The 14,604-nt window shown below is 38.9% G+C and carries 16 protein-coding genes; 8 read left to right on the top strand and 8 right to left on the bottom strand.

Going from position 1 to position 14,604, the window contains the following annotated elements; all coding sequences use genetic code 11:
• Positions 1-244 precede the first annotated feature (244 nt).
• On the top strand, positions 245-1,852 hold the full coding sequence (nadB, locus tag J5X91_RS13700; protein ID WP_011327421.1) for an L-aspartate oxidase: 1,608 nt from the start codon (positions 245-247) through the stop codon (positions 1,850-1,852).
• Here the strand turns inward: nadB and J5X91_RS13695 are convergent.
• Together J5X91_RS13695 and J5X91_RS13690 are read right to left on the bottom strand one after the other, a co-directional pair.
• The gene (locus tag J5X91_RS13695) at positions 1,830-2,084 is read right to left on the bottom strand and encodes a hypothetical protein (protein ID WP_011327420.1); all 255 of its coding nucleotides are present in this window, start codon (positions 2,082-2,084) and stop codon (positions 1,830-1,832) included. The genes nadB and J5X91_RS13695 overlap by 23 nt on opposite strands.
• Positions 2,085-2,238: 154 nt before the next feature.
• Complete coding sequence (locus J5X91_RS13690; RefSeq protein WP_208835023.1) at positions 2,239-2,490, bottom strand: succinate dehydrogenase assembly factor 2; 252 nt, start codon at positions 2,488-2,490, stop codon at positions 2,239-2,241.
• 164 nt (positions 2,491-2,654) lie between these two features.
• On the opposite strand from J5X91_RS13690, the gene ygfZ reads away from it, so the two are divergent.
• Together ygfZ and J5X91_RS13680 are read left to right on the top strand one after the other, a co-directional pair.
• The gene (gene ygfZ / locus J5X91_RS13685; protein ID WP_089367843.1) at positions 2,655-3,566 is read left to right on the top strand and encodes a tRNA-modifying protein YgfZ; all 912 of its coding nucleotides are present in this window, start codon (positions 2,655-2,657) and stop codon (positions 3,564-3,566) included.
• A gap of 12 nt (positions 3,567-3,578) precedes the next feature.
• Positions 3,579-4,064 (top strand): peptidylprolyl isomerase, encoded by a 486-nt coding sequence (locus J5X91_RS13680; protein WP_011327417.1) that lies wholly within the window; start codon positions 3,579-3,581, stop codon positions 4,062-4,064.
• A gap of 66 nt (positions 4,065-4,130) precedes the next feature.
• Here the strand turns inward: J5X91_RS13680 and J5X91_RS13675 are convergent, their stop codons facing one another.
• The 3 genes from J5X91_RS13675 to J5X91_RS13665 form a co-directional block, all read right to left on the bottom strand.
• Positions 4,131-4,607, bottom strand: a complete 477-nt coding sequence (locus tag J5X91_RS13675; protein WP_086995032.1) for a hypothetical protein — start codon at positions 4,605-4,607, stop codon at positions 4,131-4,133.
• A gap of 45 nt (positions 4,608-4,652) precedes the next feature.
• Complete coding sequence (locus tag J5X91_RS13670; protein WP_086995029.1) at positions 4,653-5,435, bottom strand: DUF481 domain-containing protein; 783 nt, start codon at positions 5,433-5,435, stop codon at positions 4,653-4,655.
• A 79-nt stretch (positions 5,436-5,514) separates the two neighbouring features.
• Positions 5,515-5,835, bottom strand: a complete 321-nt coding sequence (locus J5X91_RS13665) for an HI1450 family dsDNA-mimic protein (protein WP_011327414.1) — start codon at positions 5,833-5,835, stop codon at positions 5,515-5,517.
• A gap of 235 nt (positions 5,836-6,070) precedes the next feature.
• Between J5X91_RS13665 and J5X91_RS13660 the strand changes: the two genes are divergently transcribed.
• From J5X91_RS13660 to J5X91_RS13645, 4 genes are all read left to right on the top strand, one after another.
• Positions 6,071-6,862, top strand: coding sequence for a crotonase/enoyl-CoA hydratase family protein (locus tag J5X91_RS13660; RefSeq protein WP_089367841.1), 792 nt, complete (start codon positions 6,071-6,073; stop codon positions 6,860-6,862).
• Between the two features lie 67 nt (positions 6,863-6,929).
• A complete protein-coding gene (locus J5X91_RS13655) occupies positions 6,930-7,283 on the top strand; it encodes a CidA/LrgA family protein (RefSeq protein WP_011327412.1) in 354 nt (117 codons plus the stop codon).
• A complete protein-coding gene (locus J5X91_RS13650) occupies positions 7,276-8,019 on the top strand; it encodes an LrgB family protein (protein ID WP_086995023.1) in 744 nt (247 codons plus the stop codon). The genes J5X91_RS13655 and J5X91_RS13650 overlap by 8 nt, the downstream gene beginning before the upstream one ends.
• Positions 8,020-8,056: 37 nt before the next feature.
• Entirely contained in the window at positions 8,057-8,884 is an 828-nt protein-coding gene (locus tag J5X91_RS13645; protein ID WP_089367840.1) for a mechanosensitive ion channel family protein, read from the top strand.
• A gap of 18 nt (positions 8,885-8,902) precedes the next feature.
• On the opposite strand, the gene J5X91_RS13640 is transcribed toward J5X91_RS13645, so the two are convergent.
• The 3 genes from J5X91_RS13640 to J5X91_RS13630 form a co-directional block, all read right to left on the bottom strand.
• Positions 8,903-9,964: a CNNM domain-containing protein gene (locus J5X91_RS13640; protein WP_089367839.1), complete on the bottom strand. Its 1,062-nt coding sequence runs from the start codon at positions 9,962-9,964 to the stop codon at positions 8,903-8,905.
• Positions 9,965-10,006: 42 nt separating this feature from the next.
• Positions 10,007-11,359 carry a magnesium transporter gene (locus tag J5X91_RS13635; protein ID WP_011327408.1) on the bottom strand — a complete coding sequence of 451 codons (1,353 nt, stop codon included), beginning with the start codon at positions 11,357-11,359 and terminating at the stop codon, positions 10,007-10,009.
• A gap of 544 nt (positions 11,360-11,903) precedes the next feature.
• Positions 11,904-13,571 carry a methyl-accepting chemotaxis protein gene (locus tag J5X91_RS13630; protein ID WP_011327407.1) on the bottom strand — a complete coding sequence of 556 codons (1,668 nt, stop codon included), beginning with the start codon at positions 13,569-13,571 and terminating at the stop codon, positions 11,904-11,906.
• A gap of 501 nt (positions 13,572-14,072) precedes the next feature.
• Between J5X91_RS13630 and J5X91_RS13625 the strand changes: the two genes are divergently transcribed.
• Entirely contained in the window at positions 14,073-14,501 is a 429-nt protein-coding gene (locus J5X91_RS13625; protein WP_225741070.1) for an endo alpha-1,4 polygalactosaminidase, read from the top strand.
• Positions 14,502-14,604 lie beyond the last annotated feature (103 nt).

Below are 14,604 nucleotides of genomic sequence, written 5' to 3'. Positions count from 1 at the left end.
TCGAGCCGGTACTCCTGTGTCTAATTTTTGCTTATCATTCATAGTGTCGCCATTGTTCACAGATACTCTGACTCTTACATGAATAAAAAGTTCTGCTTTATATTGTTTTTTTATTAAATAGTCGTAAATAACCGTAGTTAGAGCCAAAATTACTACTTGGTATGATGGCAAATATGATACAACTACCACTATTGAAAACAAACATTGCTCTATATGGGCATTGTAACCGCAAAGTACCTCTGACATGAACCAAAATAAACATCACATTGCAGATGTCGCTATTATCGGTAGCGGCGCAGCGGGCTTATCACTTGCCTTATCTTTAGCTAACTATTGTAACGTTACCGTAATCAGTAAGGGAGCACTCACTGAAGGTTCCACACTCTATGCCCAAGGTGGTATAGCCGCGGTATTTGATAAGAAACATGACAGTATAGAATCACATGTGCAAGACACGCTCGATGCGGGCGGTGGCTTATGCGACAAAGAAGCAGTGCACTATACCGCTAGTAATGCCCACGATTGTTTGCAATGGTTAATTAATCAAGGCGTACCGTTTGATATAGAGCTGGATAGCCATGGTAAAGAGCGTTTTCATTTAACGCGTGAAGGCGGCCACAGCCACCGACGTATTTTACACGCCGCCGACGCTACTGGTAAAGCCGTACAAACTACATTAATCAGCCAAGTTCAAGCCCACAAAAACATCACCCTGTTAGAGCATTACAACGCCATTGATTTAATTACAGATAAAAGCGGCAATAAAGCCAGCTCGCATATAAATGGCATGTATGTATGGAATAAAAACGCCAAAAAAGTAGAAACAATTGCGGCTAAATTTGTTGCTTTAGCGACAGGTGGTGCTAGTAAAGTGTATTTGTATACTTCAAACCCTGATGTTTCCAGTGGTGATGGTATTGCTATGGCATGGCGTGCGGGTTGTAGAGTGGCGAACATGGAATTTAACCAGTTTCATCCAACCAGTTTGTACCACCCTGAATTACAAAACTTTTTAATTACCGAAGCAATGCGTGGTGAAGGCGCTTATTTAAGACGCCCCGACGGCAGCCGATTTATGCACGAGTTTGATGAGCGTGAAGAGCTTGCTCCTCGCGATATTGTTGCTCGCGCTATCGACTTTGAAATGAAACGTTTGGGTGCCAATTGCGTATTTTTAGACATTAGTCACAAAGATAAAGATTTTATTATTGAGCACTTCCCCACTATATATGCAAAGTGTCTAAGTGTCGGGCTCGATATTACCAAAGATCCTATTCCTGTTGTACCTGCAGCGCATTATACCTGTGGTGGAGTAATGACTGACTTTAATGGTAAAACCGATTTAGATAACTTATATGCAGTAGGTGAAGTTGCTTATACCGGCTTACATGGTGCTAATCGTATGGCGAGTAACTCATTACTAGAGTGTATTGTGTTTGCCCATGCGGCTGCAAAAGACATTTTAAGCAAAATTGAACATGCACCAGAGCCCATTAACCTGCCGCACTGGGATGAAAGCCGCGTAGCTAATTCAGATGAAGAAATAGTGATTACTCACAACTGGCATGAACTAAGGTTGTTTATGTGGGACTACGTGGGTATTGTGCGCTCAACTAAACGCTTAGAGCGTGCACTACATAGAGTTGAGTTGTTACAGCAGGAAATACATGACTATTACGCTAACTTTAGAGTTAGTAATAACTTGTTAGAGCTGCGTAATTTGGTACAAGTTGCCGAACTAATTATTCGCAGTGCACTTGAGCGCAAAGAAAGCCGTGGCCTGCACTACACTATTGACTACCCAGAGCAAAACGCTAATCCAACACCTACTATTTTAACTCCACAGCGTTAATTGCATTAAGTGTGGCGCGTTTTAGGCGCGCATAGCTTTGTACATCAACACTATTGGCTGTAATAATCAGCCAATAGTTGTTATTAAAACCCTTAATATAAAGCCAAACACTGTTGCCAATTAAGCGGCTTTTAGCACTTATTTCGCCTTGAATTAACCGTGTGCTATTTTCAAACCTAAACTGCTTTGGGGCTAAAATAATAACGCCTTCAAGTGGCTGTACTGCCTGCATTTTTAGCCATACAAGTATGGCCGCTACAAAGTTAACAACTATGCAAAAAATGATTGCCTCAAGTGAACTTAAAAATAAGCACAGCAATAATGTTAAAACACAAAAAAAGACCACAATAGGTTTATGGTCTGTTTTGTTTGCTGTAACTGTAAACCTATACACGAACTCGGTCTAAAATAAGTTGCACCATGCTGTTGAGCTGCTCATTTTTACATTCTTTATGGCCCATAAACCAAGCAAATAAGTCAGGATCTTCTTCGGTAAGTAAACGCTGAAAAATAGCTTGCTGTTCAACGCTAAGTGAATCAAAAGCATCCTCTACAAAGGGCATAAACAATACATCTAGCTCTAGCATGCCACGGCGACAAGCCCAACGGATACGTGCTTTACTATGAATTTCAGTCATTTTAAACCTCATATTTAATTGACCTGAGTTTAACAAATACCAATTAATTTAGCAGCTCTTAATCACTTATTAAAATAATAAAAACCCGTACAGAGTTAGCTGCTGTACCCAAGGTTGTATCTACGTTATTATGTTACCTCATTAAATAGTCAAAGAAGGTGTTTATGTCGATTGTTCATGCGTGTGCTTTATCTCATCAGCTTATTAGCTTCTCTGGCGCAGATAAATTATCTTATCTTCACGGACAAATCACTCAGGATATCAACAAGCTAACCAACAACAATTATCTTTGGGCCGGGCACTGTAGCGCCAAAGGTAAGTTATGGGGCGTGTTTAAATTATTTTCTCATCAAGATCATTACTATTTAATTGGCTCTAAGGCTGAAGTAGAGTGCTCTTTAGCCGAGTTAAAAAAATATGCGGTATTTGCTAAAGTAGACATTAACGTAGCACCACAGCGATTAATTGGCTTAATTAGCGACGACTTTACTGAGTTACTCACACAACTTAATATCGAATTTGCGGCGCAAGACACTGCATGCGATTTTAGCCATGGTAAAGCTCTTAAGCTTACCGGCAATCGACTTTTACTAATGGTAGATGAGCAATTTAACTTGCCTGATAACGTAGTAACGCTTGAAAACGATATGCTATGGCAACAAGCTGCTATTTTAGCCGGCGAGCCACAGCTTAATGAGCAAGCGATTGGTGAATACGTGCCGCAAATGGTTAACTTGCAAGCAATAGGTGGCATTAGCTTTAAAAAAGGCTGTTACGCAGGGCAAGAAACCGTAGCGCGAATGAAATACTTAGGTAAAAATAAGCGTGCTATGTATATCGTTTCAGGGCAAAGCGATGGGTTACTTACTGAGTTGGATCTAGAAAGACAACTAGGCGAAAACTGGCGCCGCGCTGGTAAACTTATCAGCCAGAGCTTTAATGAACAAAGTAAAACACTTACTGGCCTTGTAGTGTTGCCAAACGATACTGATGTTACTCAGGTACTTCGTGCAAAACACACTCCTTCGGTAGAGCTAAACATTCTTCCTCTACCCTACTCTCTTGAAGATGAATAAATAGGACTGACTATGATCGTTGCAGCAAACAAAGTGGTAAAAATGCATTATTCGGTATTAGATAATGACGGCAATACCATTGATAACTCGTTCGATGGCGAACCATTAATTTTTATTATTGGCACCGGCTATCTAATTTCAGGCCTAGAAAATGCTCTGCAAGGCAAACAAGCTGGCGACACGTTAAGCGTAAAAGTTGAACCTGATGAAGGTTACGGCGAACGTAGTGACAACTTAATGCAAGCTGTGCCTAAAGAAATGTTTGAAGGCATGGAAATTGAAGTGGGTATGCAGTTTCGTGCATCAACCGATGATGGCGATCAATCAGTCATGATCATCGACATTCAAGACGAAGAAGTTATTGTAGATGGTAATAACCCACTGGCTGGTATTACGCTTAACTTTAATGTAGAAATTTTAGAAGTACGCGATGCAACCGAAGAAGAACTAAGCCATGGTCATGTACATGGTGAAGGCGGTTGTGGTCACGACCACTAAAATGCCCTAAGCAAATAAAAAGCGCCTAAGGCGCTTTTTTTGTTACTAAACTCAATTTAATTACATTTAAACCGCAGCAGGTTTAGCATCATCGGTAGCTGCTTTAAGTGTTTCTGCAGGTGCTATTTTACCTTCAAGCGCTGTGAGTAAGCCTTGCTGATCATTAGTACCCACTCTGTATAAAGTGCCATCTTTAAGGGTAAGTTGAATAGCACTAAAACCAGACACTGTATATATCCAGCCATCGTGGGTAATACGAATACCAATACCATGACGATACGAGTTTTGCACCGCTTTAGCTTCTGCAATATCTGCAAGTGCAATACTTTGCCCAGCAACACCTGGACCAAATGCCCAACTAATATGAGTGTCATTTACTTTTACGGTTAAGCCATGAAACAAAAAACCCACCAGCACTAAAATACCGGCAAACACCATAAGTGGGCCATCAGCCCCAATTAAATTCCAGGCAAGGGCTACAAAGCCACCAATCCAGGCTAATACAAAAAATATAAATAGCGCATACTGCTTATGCTGATACATAACACTCTCAAAATTAAATAACGATACGATTAAAAATAAAACAACTTAAAAGCTATAAACTAATGTTGCGCTGAGCTCTGAGTCAAACTTGAGCTTATTTTCTTCAGGTTTGGAATTATAACGATACATATAAGCAAACTTAAGTGATACCCCACCAATTACTTGGCTGATCAAGGCTGTTTCTGACTTTAATCGTGAATTAAGCCCCGACAAAGACTGCTCTATACTTACATCTTGGTTAAAGCGCGTTCGCTCAGAAACCAACCGCTCCCATTGCATAGCAAAACGCACTAAATAACCTACTTTGTTTTTATCATCTTCGCTAACATCAGACTGCTCCTCAGCCACAGAGCGATACAAACCAGGTCCTATATCAATATCAACTTTATTTTTAACGCCTTGGTAAACGCGCGCACCATAACCTGTTGCTACAGTACTTTTAAACGCTAGACCGCTAAATTTATCTTCTTCGTAATCGCCATAAATAAAAAATGAGGAATTCTTAACGCCTACTTTGTAGTTACCTTGCGCTGATATAAACACCCGGTTAGCGGTCACATCAGACTTTCCGGTGTCATCGTTATGATCGCGTTTGTATAAGGAATCTATTTTAAATTGATTACGCCAGCTTTCAAAATCTTGATAAAGGTTACCTTTGAGTTTAAAACTGGTCGAATTAGTATTGCCTTTACTTAATATAAAACCAAATTCGGTGTCGCCGTAAAGCATTTCGCCTTTATGTAAATCATGAATTTCTTCATCCGAGAGTTGTCCGTATTCATGAAAATCTTCAAAAGGATCGACAGCCCAACTTGGGCGGCAAACCATTAAAAAAATTAAGAATAAAAACTTACGCAAAACACTCTCTCTTGTAGGTGATCATAAAACAACTTTAACTAAAACTGAGTTACTCAGTCTCTTTCCATAAAATGTGACAAAAAGGCGCGTCTTTATCACGGCTAATTAAAATTTTAGCGAATAATACATCGTCATTTTCAAATTCTAAGCCTACTAACACCTGCAAAAAATGATCAGCTTCAACTTCTAGAGCAACAAAATCCTGCCATTGCTCATCGGGCTCGCCCTCTTCAATAAAACCAAGTTCTTCTCTGTATTGATTAAAAGTTTCAACGTCTTGCTCATTCAGGTTGCTTGGTGCCAACTCTAAAAAAATATCGTACGCTTGATGAGTTGCTTCTTCTTCTGTGTATAAACGCGGGCCTGACATGAGTAGTTAACCTTTGAGCTTTTAAAGTATGATCATAATACCAAAAGTTATCGTTGTTTTGAGAAAAAAACGCTGAAAAAACTGACTTTCTTCAGTCTCTTAATTGTTATAAGTAAAATCAATCAATTGAGACCTGCCGCTGAGTAATAAATTCATTTTATTTTAATCAACCACGCTCACTTTACTTAACTTAAATAACATCATAAGCTCAGGCAACAGGTCAGAGGAGTGCAAAATGATAAAGTTAGAAAAACAACAAGGCATTGCAATTGTCACACTAAGCAGAGCTCAAAAACAAAATGCTTTAAGCTTTGCTATGTTTGTTGAGCTTAATAAAATAATAAAAAAGCTTAAAAAAGATCGCAGCATCCGCGCCGTAGTTTTAAAAGGCGATGGCGATCACTTTTGCGCGGGGTTAGATATAGCCGCAGTTATGGCGTCGCCGCTTAATATTATTAAATTATTATTTAAATGGTTACCTGGCAATAAAAATTTAGCCCAGCGGGTAGTATTGGGTTGGCAATCGCTTAGCGTGCCGGTTATTGCCCAAATTAATGGCAACTGCCTTGGCGGTGGATTGCAAATTGCACTCGGCGCTGACTATAGAATAGTGCACCACGATGCCCAATTTGCCATTATGGAAGCGCGTTGGGGGTTATGCCCAGATATGGGGGCTAATGTTGTAATGAGCGGTTTAGTAAAACGCGACCAAGCACTATGGCTTGCCAGCCATGCTGATCCAATAAGTGCACTACAAGCAAAAGAGCTTGGCTTGGTCACTCAAGTAACTGATGACACCGAGGCTGCCACACAAAAAATGTTGGAAATACTATTAGCCCGCTCGCCCGACACTCTGGCGGCAATTAAGCGCGTTACCCAGCAAAGCTATAAAACTCAGCAACGCAACATACTCGCCAAAGAAACCTTTAGCCAAATTAGATTATTACTTAGCCCAAATACCAAAAAGGCAATTGCTAAAGCAAAGGGTAAAACCGATATTCATTATGCCAACCCTAAACGCTGGTAAGATGATGCATGCATAAATAACAGGGATTTGTTAAAGTTAAATTCCTGACTTTCCAATGAGCTCTCTAATGAAATATGTGTTAAGTAGCGCAATTATTTTACTCTGCTTAGCGGCGGCTAAATTCATTATGCACAGTATTGGCGGCAGTTTTCCTGCGCCTTTACTAGCAATGGTTATTTTATTGCTGCTACTGTTAACTGGCATAGTAAAAGAGCATCAATTAAAGCCCTGCGCTTCACCTATTTTAAATATTATGCCCATCTTTTTTATTCCTGCGGGGGTTGGCTTTATTGAGCACCTTGGCTTAATAAAGTCGCATTGGCCTTTTTTAGTTGCCATTGTATTGCTAGTCCCTATTAGTACCTTATTGTTAGTGAGTAGTGTTATTGCCTACTTTAAAGGACGCGTAAATAATGACTGAGCAACTAAAATCGCTAACAACACAACTAACTCCAGATTTATGGTGGCTTAGCGTACCGTTTATTATTGCGCTGTTTTTATTATTAAGGCTACTTAACCAGCGGGTTAAGCATGTTATTTTAAAATCACTTACTAACCCTGTATTTTTAAGTATAGCTATTATTGCTTTACTCTTGGTTAATTTAAACTTGCCTTACACTAAATTTGCTAGCCACAGCCAATTACTAAGTTGGCTGTTAGAGCCCGCTATTGTGGCACTAGCATTACCTTTATATCAGCAGTTTGTTCATGTACGTAAAAACTTACTCTTAATTGTAACCACTTGTAGTTTAGGGATTATTAACGCCACTGTAGTGGCTTTTTTACTCAGCATGATATTTGCTGTACCCACACAACTTAGCGCCTCAGTTGCAGCATTGAGTGTAACAACTCCTATAACGCTAATTGTAACCGAGTCATTAGGCGGTATTGACTCACTCGCTGCTGCCTTGGTTATTTTTATTGGTTTATTGGGTGCTTTATTTGGCTTTGTACTTTTTAAACTAATTAAAATTTATAACCATGAAGCGCAAGGCGTTGCCATGGGTACTGCCTGTCACGCTATTGGCACCGCAGCAGCATTGGTTGAGCATCCTAAAATAGGTGCATTTTCATCGGTTGCCATGGCATTAAGTGCGCTTTTAACGGCTGTAATAGTACCGTTTTTATATCCAATCTTAGTCAACACTTTGCTATAGTTAGCAAAAATATTTAACAGCCATCTTAAGAGCATATATGATCAGCCCAGAAATAGAACAGTTTGAAAAATACTACGCCATGCTTACCGAGTATTTAGTTACCTATAGCATGCAAATTGTAGGTGCTATTTTCATACTCTTAATTGGCTTATGGGTTGCGCAAAAGCTTGCCAACGTAGTGGCTAATTTAATGGCTCGCCATAATATTGACGTCACGTTAACTAACTTTGTGAGTAACCTAGTTAAAGTGTTGCTCATAATAATTGTCATTATTATTGCGCTGGGCAAAATAGGCATTAGTGTTACCCCTTTTGTGGCCGCTATTGGTGCTGCGTCGCTTGGTGCGGGTTTGGCAATGCAAGGTATGTTGTCTAATTATGGTGCTGGCCTTGCTATTATTGCCACTCGTCCTTTTGTGGTTGGCGACACTATAGAGGTTAAAAATGTCAGCGGGCAAGTTAAAATAATAGAGCTGGGGCATACAGTACTTATTGACGAAGAAAAGGTAGAAATAACTATACCCAATAAGCATATCCTCGGTGAAATACTCCATAACTCGTTTAAGTTTTCATTGGTAAAAGGCGAAATTACCATTGCTTACAGCGCGTGCTCAAATACCGCAGTTCAACTAATTGAAGATGTTGTGAATGGCCATGAGCTTGTGGCTAAAGTGCCCAATGCACAAATTGGTATAGAACGCTTTGCCGACAATGGCGTAACTATTAGCTACCGCTACTGGGTACCAACCACTAAAATAATCGAAACCAAGTTGGCTATTAATGGTGGGGTTTATAGCGCTATGAATAAAGCGAATATTGAAATACCTTTACCGCAGCGCATTGTTAGTATTATTAAAGGTGATTAATTTATAAACCTAAACCGTTTAAAGCGGTTTAGGTTGATCTATACTGGGGTTTAATTCAAGTTTAGGCGCACTCATACCTTTTAGTAATCGGCCAAAAATATCAGCCCCAGTAATAATGCGTTTTTCATCGCCCCATACCAGTACTACATCGTGCTCAATTGCCCCATCGAATGACTTGTCTAATGAATGACTGGCGCGAATTTTTAAAATAACGTCACTTAAGCGCATACTTTCATCGATCACTATTATTGGTCTGTGGCAAAAGTGGTACGGATCAAATGTGTCTGGCTCAAACAAAGCTGCGCGTAAAAAGCCATCCGCATCAACCACTAACAAAGGATCACCGGCCTGATTAGTAATAATTACCCAGTTGTAACCAGACTTGTGCAGTTTGCGTAAAAATTCATTATCGGCACTGAGTGTTAGTTCAGGAAATATTGGTAAATCAAGCTTGGTTGGTAACGCTATGATTGAGTCGGGATCTATCACTTCGCCTTCTTGAGTAACACTAATTTCATCTAAACTAAAAAAGTTAAGTGCACCAATACCTTCTACGTGCTGTACATCGGCTTCTTCAGCTTCTATGTGCTTACGAATAATGCCTCTGAGCTCACTCTCTGCAAAGTAGGTAATACCTTCTTTGCCTAACCAAGCATCGAGTATTAGCCCTGTAGGCTTAGCAACGACATAAAACAGTAATTGATAAAACTTAATTAACGGCGACAACATGCTGGCCATTTTTAACGCATTACGTGAAAAATACGCCTGTGGTGTAATTTCGCCAATAATAGTAATAGCAATAGTTGAGAATAAAAAAGAACTTGCACCCATTAATACCGAGTCAGAAAGTAAGGTCAGCAGTACGTTAATACCTACGTTTCCCCACAAAATAGTCGAGAGTAAAAAGTTTGAATCGTTACGCAGTGCCATTACTTTTATCGCAGCGGCGTTACCTTTACTGCTTTCCATTTCGAGTTGTAATCTACTTAGCGAAAAAAACGCCAAGTTTAAACCCGAAAATATTGCTGACTGCGAAATACACAGTGCAATAGCACACCAAATCATGACATCAAAAGTCATTGTTTTTCCTATTTATTTACGCGTTCCTTGCGATACAAGGCACTATAACAGTAGCAAACTACCTAAACCTAAAAAGGTAACAAAACCAACTATATCGGTTACTGTAGTTAAAATAACTGAGCCCGAAAGCGCAGGATCTATTTTCATTTTATCTAAAATAGAAGGGATCACTACACCGGCTAACGATGCTGCAACTAAGTTAAGCAAAATAGCCACGGTAATAGTAATACTTAGCATAACGTCGTTAAACCACAAAAAGGTCAATGCGCCAATAACAAAAGCCCATACAAAACCATTTACCGCGCCCACTCTTAGCTCTTTTTTAAGTAGCGCTGCGCGGTTAGAGTCGGTTACCTGGCCAAGTGCCAAGCCACGTACAATAACGGTGAGCGTTTGACTCCCGGCAATTCCGCCCATAGAGGCCACTATTGGCATTAATACCGCTAAAGCCACTACTTGCTCTATAGTTGCACCAAACAGGCCAATAAACCACGAGGCTAAAAATGCAGTCGCCAAATTTATACCTAACCAAATACCTCGGTTTTTAGCACTTTTTCGCACACTCGCAAATAAATCTTCGTCTTCACGCAGACCACCCGCTTTAGCGGCAGCCTCGTCGGTTATTTCTTGGCGTAACTCATACGCTGAAGCAATGGTTAAACGGCCCAGTAATTTGTTATCAACATTAACAACCGGCATTGCCATTTTTTCGCTATGAATAACCACTTCCGCAGCTTCGTATAAATCATCATCTGCATGCAGCGATACATAGTCATGGTTTGCTAAAGTAATTAAACTGTCGTTGTCATTGGCTTTTATTAAATCATTAATTGCCACTTCACCAATTAAACTGCCCTTACGGCTCACTAAATAAATAACCTCTGTGAACTGCGGCAACCCTTTATGGAGTAACTTTTTAGCGCCTCCCGCGGTTAACTTTTCAGACACTTTTAAAAAGTCAAAACCTAACCAGTGACCTATTTGCTCAGAAGGGTATTGTTGCGCTAATTCATATTGCTTTGTTTGTGCTTCATCGAGTTGTTTTTTTGCATACTCAACAAATCGCTCAGGAATTACTTCTTCAAGCTCAAGCAGCTCTTCTACATTAACTTCGTCTAATAGTTTAAAACCGTCGCTATCATCTAAAGTTTGCAGTAACCATAAGGTGCTGTCATCGCTTAAATTAACAAATATTTCGTGTTGCGTGTCTTCATCTAACAACTGCCAAATTTCAAGGCGCTGCTCTTTAGGTATTGCTTCAAAAAGCAATGATAAATGCTCAGTTGATAATGTTAATTGTGCGTCTATTAATAACTTATTTTTGCGCTCTGTGGTGTCGCACTGTAATAAGTCATTTATGAGTTGGGGTAGTTTATCAACCGGATACTCAATCATCTTAAGCCTTAAATTTTAGTAGGTTATATTAGTAAATAGTCACTTATTAATATGTATTGCTATTAGTGTAACGTAGCGGGCATAAAATATTGAAAAAATATGCAAACTCATCCGCTTTTTTCGCATTGTATGCGTAAAAATAACCAGCGGTTAATGTTTTTTTATTATTTTTTAAATTTAATTATACAAGCACAATCACGACTTACTTTTGATATGATTTCAGATGCTTAAGTGTAGGCAATTTCATACATCTTCATTAACTAACCTGAACTCTGGTTAAGAGATTTACTAACATATTGAATCATCGTTATATTTAATTTTATTTTCTCTAGCCAGAGGTTTTCAGTGAAAACAAGGCGAATTTACGCGTCAATAGCTGGCCTATTGCAAGTAAATTCAACGCAGTTAGCGCTGAAAATAGCTGCTTGAGATAAGTTTATTATCCGGAGCTCAGGTTAACTAGGAAGGATTTTTTGCAGCAGGCAAAATAAAAGCCGTAACTAAAAATTACGGCTTTATAAATGATTAAATTTAAAAATATGTCTTAAATTTTAAACTGCCCTACCAATTCGCCTAAGCTTTCACCACGACCAGCTAAATGTAAACTTACCGATGACGTTGTTTTACTTGACTCTGTTAGCTCATTTACAATTTCTTGAATAGCAAAAACATTACGGTTTATCTCTTCAGTTACACTACTTTGCTCTGTTGCAGCTGTTGCTATTTGGGTACTCATATCGTTTATTGTGGTAACCGATGTAGTAACCGCGCCTAAGCTTTCTGAAATAGCACGTGATGACTCAACTGAGCGATTACAGCTTTGCTGACTTGCTTGCATAGCGTTAACCGCCGCAGTAACTAAGTTATGCAGCTCACTAAGCATTTCGCTAATTTCTAACGTACTTACTTGTGTACGACTTGCTAAGCTTCTTACTTCATCAGCAACGACTGCAAAACCTCTGCCCTGCTCACCCGCACGAGCCGCTTCAATTGCTGCGTTAAGTGCCAGTAAATTTGTTTGCTCTGCAATACCACCAATAACGCTTAATACACTATTAATCTTTTTAGATTGCTCACTTAATGAATCAACCTGTTCTGCAGCTGTATTTATTTCGGCCATTAAGTTTGATACTTCACTTAAAGATATATCAACACATTCTTGCGCTCTTGCTACTTCTTGCGTTGCTGCCTGAGTTGACACCGCAACTTGGGTCGTATTTTGAGCCACTTCGTGAGAGGTTGCAGACATTTCAGTAATCGCGGTCGCGACTAAATCAGTTTCATGATTATGTTTTAATAACTTATCTTCAATCACCAAAGTTTGCGTATTTATATCTACTGATGCTGTTTTAACATCGTTAGTTACATCAACCACACTGGCTATAATACCGTGCAATTTACTCACGAATATATTAAACGACTCACCTAATTGGCCAATTTCGTCGTGGCTGTCAATTTCTAAACGTCTAGTTAAGTCGCCTTCACCTTTAGCTATGTCATCAAGGCTTTGCACCATTCTTTGTATTGGTTTAAGCATATGGTTGGCAGCAAATAAAGCACCCGCAATAGTTAATAACAAACAAAAGAACGCAATGATCAATAAGGTGGTTACTTTTTCGTTCATGCTTTTTTGCATAGATAGCTCAAAGCCTTCAAGCTCTGCTTCTATGTCGTCCATATAAGCGCCAGTGCCTAGCATCCAGTTGGTTCCAGGGATCATCGCTGCATAACCAATTTTTTCAACTAAGCCGTTGGTATTTGGTTTTTGAAAATGATAGGTAAATGCTCCGCCACCCTGGCGTGCTTGTGCAAGTAAGCCCACAATGATTTTTTTACCATTGGGATCAGTCATGGCTATTTTGTTTTGCCCTTCTATCGCATCACCTAACATGGCATGAAAAACACTCACGCCATTAGTGTCATAAATAAAGAAATAGCCGTCTTCGCCAAAGGTTAGTTTTCTTAATGCATTTTTAGCATCTTGCTCAGTGCCATTTGCAAGCTGGTGCTGTACTACTTGACTACCAATTTCAATTTCAGTTTTTAATAGCGTTTGTTTATCTTTTAATAACTTACTTTTAAAAGTGTCAAAGCTGTGCTGCTGACTTTGCATTTCTAAATAGTACGAACTTGATAAAAAGCTGACCAATAATAATATTAGCGGCAAAATAGCTAGTAGTAACAATTTGCTTTTCAAGCTTAAATTACTCATTTCTTCTCCAAATAAACACATTGCAAGCTGTAAAAGCCCTACTCTTATTTTGTAACTTAGTAGCTGCAAAATTCATAATTTACTCTAGCCCCCCTTCATCACATAAACGGCTAAGTCTATTTAATTTAGGTAGGTACTTACTTAAAAGTATAACTAATGGCTAGTGATTATAGTCGTAGTTACTTTGGTTTAATACTAAAAGACGCCATTGTCATTAATAAACCTAAGCTGAATAGTAATAAAGTTGCAACTTACTCTAGTATAATTAATAGCCTTTAAAGTAAGTAAAACACCTAATACAGGTAAAATATTTAATTAATTGCCGCAATGATGAGCAAGCACAACATAAAATACTACTTACAATATAAACAATTTAAATTTGTTTAGTTTTTTTGCTTTTTGTAACATATAATTAAAATATTAATACTAAACTCCTATAACAAATCAGGTACAATTATTTTAATTGCACCTTGGCTATTTATTAATTAAAACGAAGGGTTAATGAAGTATTTATTTTTTATACTGCTATTTATCACCGCAAATGTAACTGCTAAACCTGAGACTAATAATAGTATCGCTTTTTATTACTCTGCACCTATGCCCTTAGCTGAAATGACTTTTTATTCGCGTGTAGTAGTGCAACCCGAGCTAATAACCAAGCACGAGCTGAACTGGCTCAAACAGCGTAACATTGCTGTTTATGCTTATTTAAGTGTTGGCGAGTCGTTTTCAAAAAGTGAGTCTTCACTTAGTGTTAATCCTAATTGGAATAGCCATATTAGCGACTTAACTGCAGCGCAGTGGCAACAGCATATACAAAATAGTGCGCTATCACTAAAGGCACGTGGCTTTAATGGCTTATTTTTAGATACCCTTGATAGCTACCAGCTATTAGACAAAAAACATAATAAAAGCGCCCAGCAAGCGTAATGCCGATCAGTTAAGGTTAATTGATCGGTTGACCGATCTAAATGATCGTGAATAATCCGTAATTAGTTTCGCTAATTACGGTTTTTTTATGGATATTCAAACA

The organism is Pseudoalteromonas sp. K222D, assembly GCF_017653575.1.
Lineage (GTDB): Bacteria > Pseudomonadota > Gammaproteobacteria > Enterobacterales > Alteromonadaceae > Pseudoalteromonas > Pseudoalteromonas nigrifaciens.
Note: the sequence above shows the minus strand (reverse complement) of the source record. Positions and strands in the feature narration are given on the sequence as shown.

Coding starts and splice junctions, on each gene's coding strand:
- nadB (WP_011327421.1), top strand. CDS start 245: ATGAACCAAAATAAACATCACATTGCAGATGTCGCTATTATCGGTAGC.
- J5X91_RS13695 (WP_011327420.1), bottom strand. CDS start 2,084: ATGCAGGCAGTACAGCCACTTGAAGGCGTTATTATTTTAGCCCCAAAG.
- J5X91_RS13690 (WP_208835023.1), bottom strand. CDS start 2,490: ATGACTGAAATTCATAGTAAAGCACGTATCCGTTGGGCTTGTCGCCGT.
- ygfZ (WP_089367843.1), top strand. CDS start 2,655: ATGTCGATTGTTCATGCGTGTGCTTTATCTCATCAGCTTATTAGCTTC.
- J5X91_RS13680 (WP_011327417.1), top strand. CDS start 3,579: ATGATCGTTGCAGCAAACAAAGTGGTAAAAATGCATTATTCGGTATTA.
- J5X91_RS13675 (WP_086995032.1), bottom strand. CDS start 4,607: ATGTATCAGCATAAGCAGTATGCGCTATTTATATTTTTTGTATTAGCC.
- J5X91_RS13670 (WP_086995029.1), bottom strand. CDS start 5,435: ATGGTTTGCCGCCCAAGTTGGGCTGTCGATCCTTTTGAAGATTTTCAT.
- J5X91_RS13665 (WP_011327414.1), bottom strand. CDS start 5,835: ATGTCAGGCCCGCGTTTATACACAGAAGAAGAAGCAACTCATCAAGCG.
- J5X91_RS13660 (WP_089367841.1), top strand. CDS start 6,071: ATGATAAAGTTAGAAAAACAACAAGGCATTGCAATTGTCACACTAAGC.
- J5X91_RS13655 (WP_011327412.1), top strand. CDS start 6,930: ATGAAATATGTGTTAAGTAGCGCAATTATTTTACTCTGCTTAGCGGCG.
- J5X91_RS13650 (WP_086995023.1), top strand. CDS start 7,276: ATGACTGAGCAACTAAAATCGCTAACAACACAACTAACTCCAGATTTA.
- J5X91_RS13645 (WP_089367840.1), top strand. CDS start 8,057: ATGATCAGCCCAGAAATAGAACAGTTTGAAAAATACTACGCCATGCTT.
- J5X91_RS13640 (WP_089367839.1), bottom strand. CDS start 9,964: ATGACTTTTGATGTCATGATTTGGTGTGCTATTGCACTGTGTATTTCG.
- J5X91_RS13635 (WP_011327408.1), bottom strand. CDS start 11,359: ATGATTGAGTATCCGGTTGATAAACTACCCCAACTCATAAATGACTTA.
- J5X91_RS13630 (WP_011327407.1), bottom strand. CDS start 13,571: ATGAGTAATTTAAGCTTGAAAAGCAAATTGTTACTACTAGCTATTTTG.
- J5X91_RS13625 (WP_225741070.1), top strand. CDS start 14,073: ATGAAGTATTTATTTTTTATACTGCTATTTATCACCGCAAATGTAACT.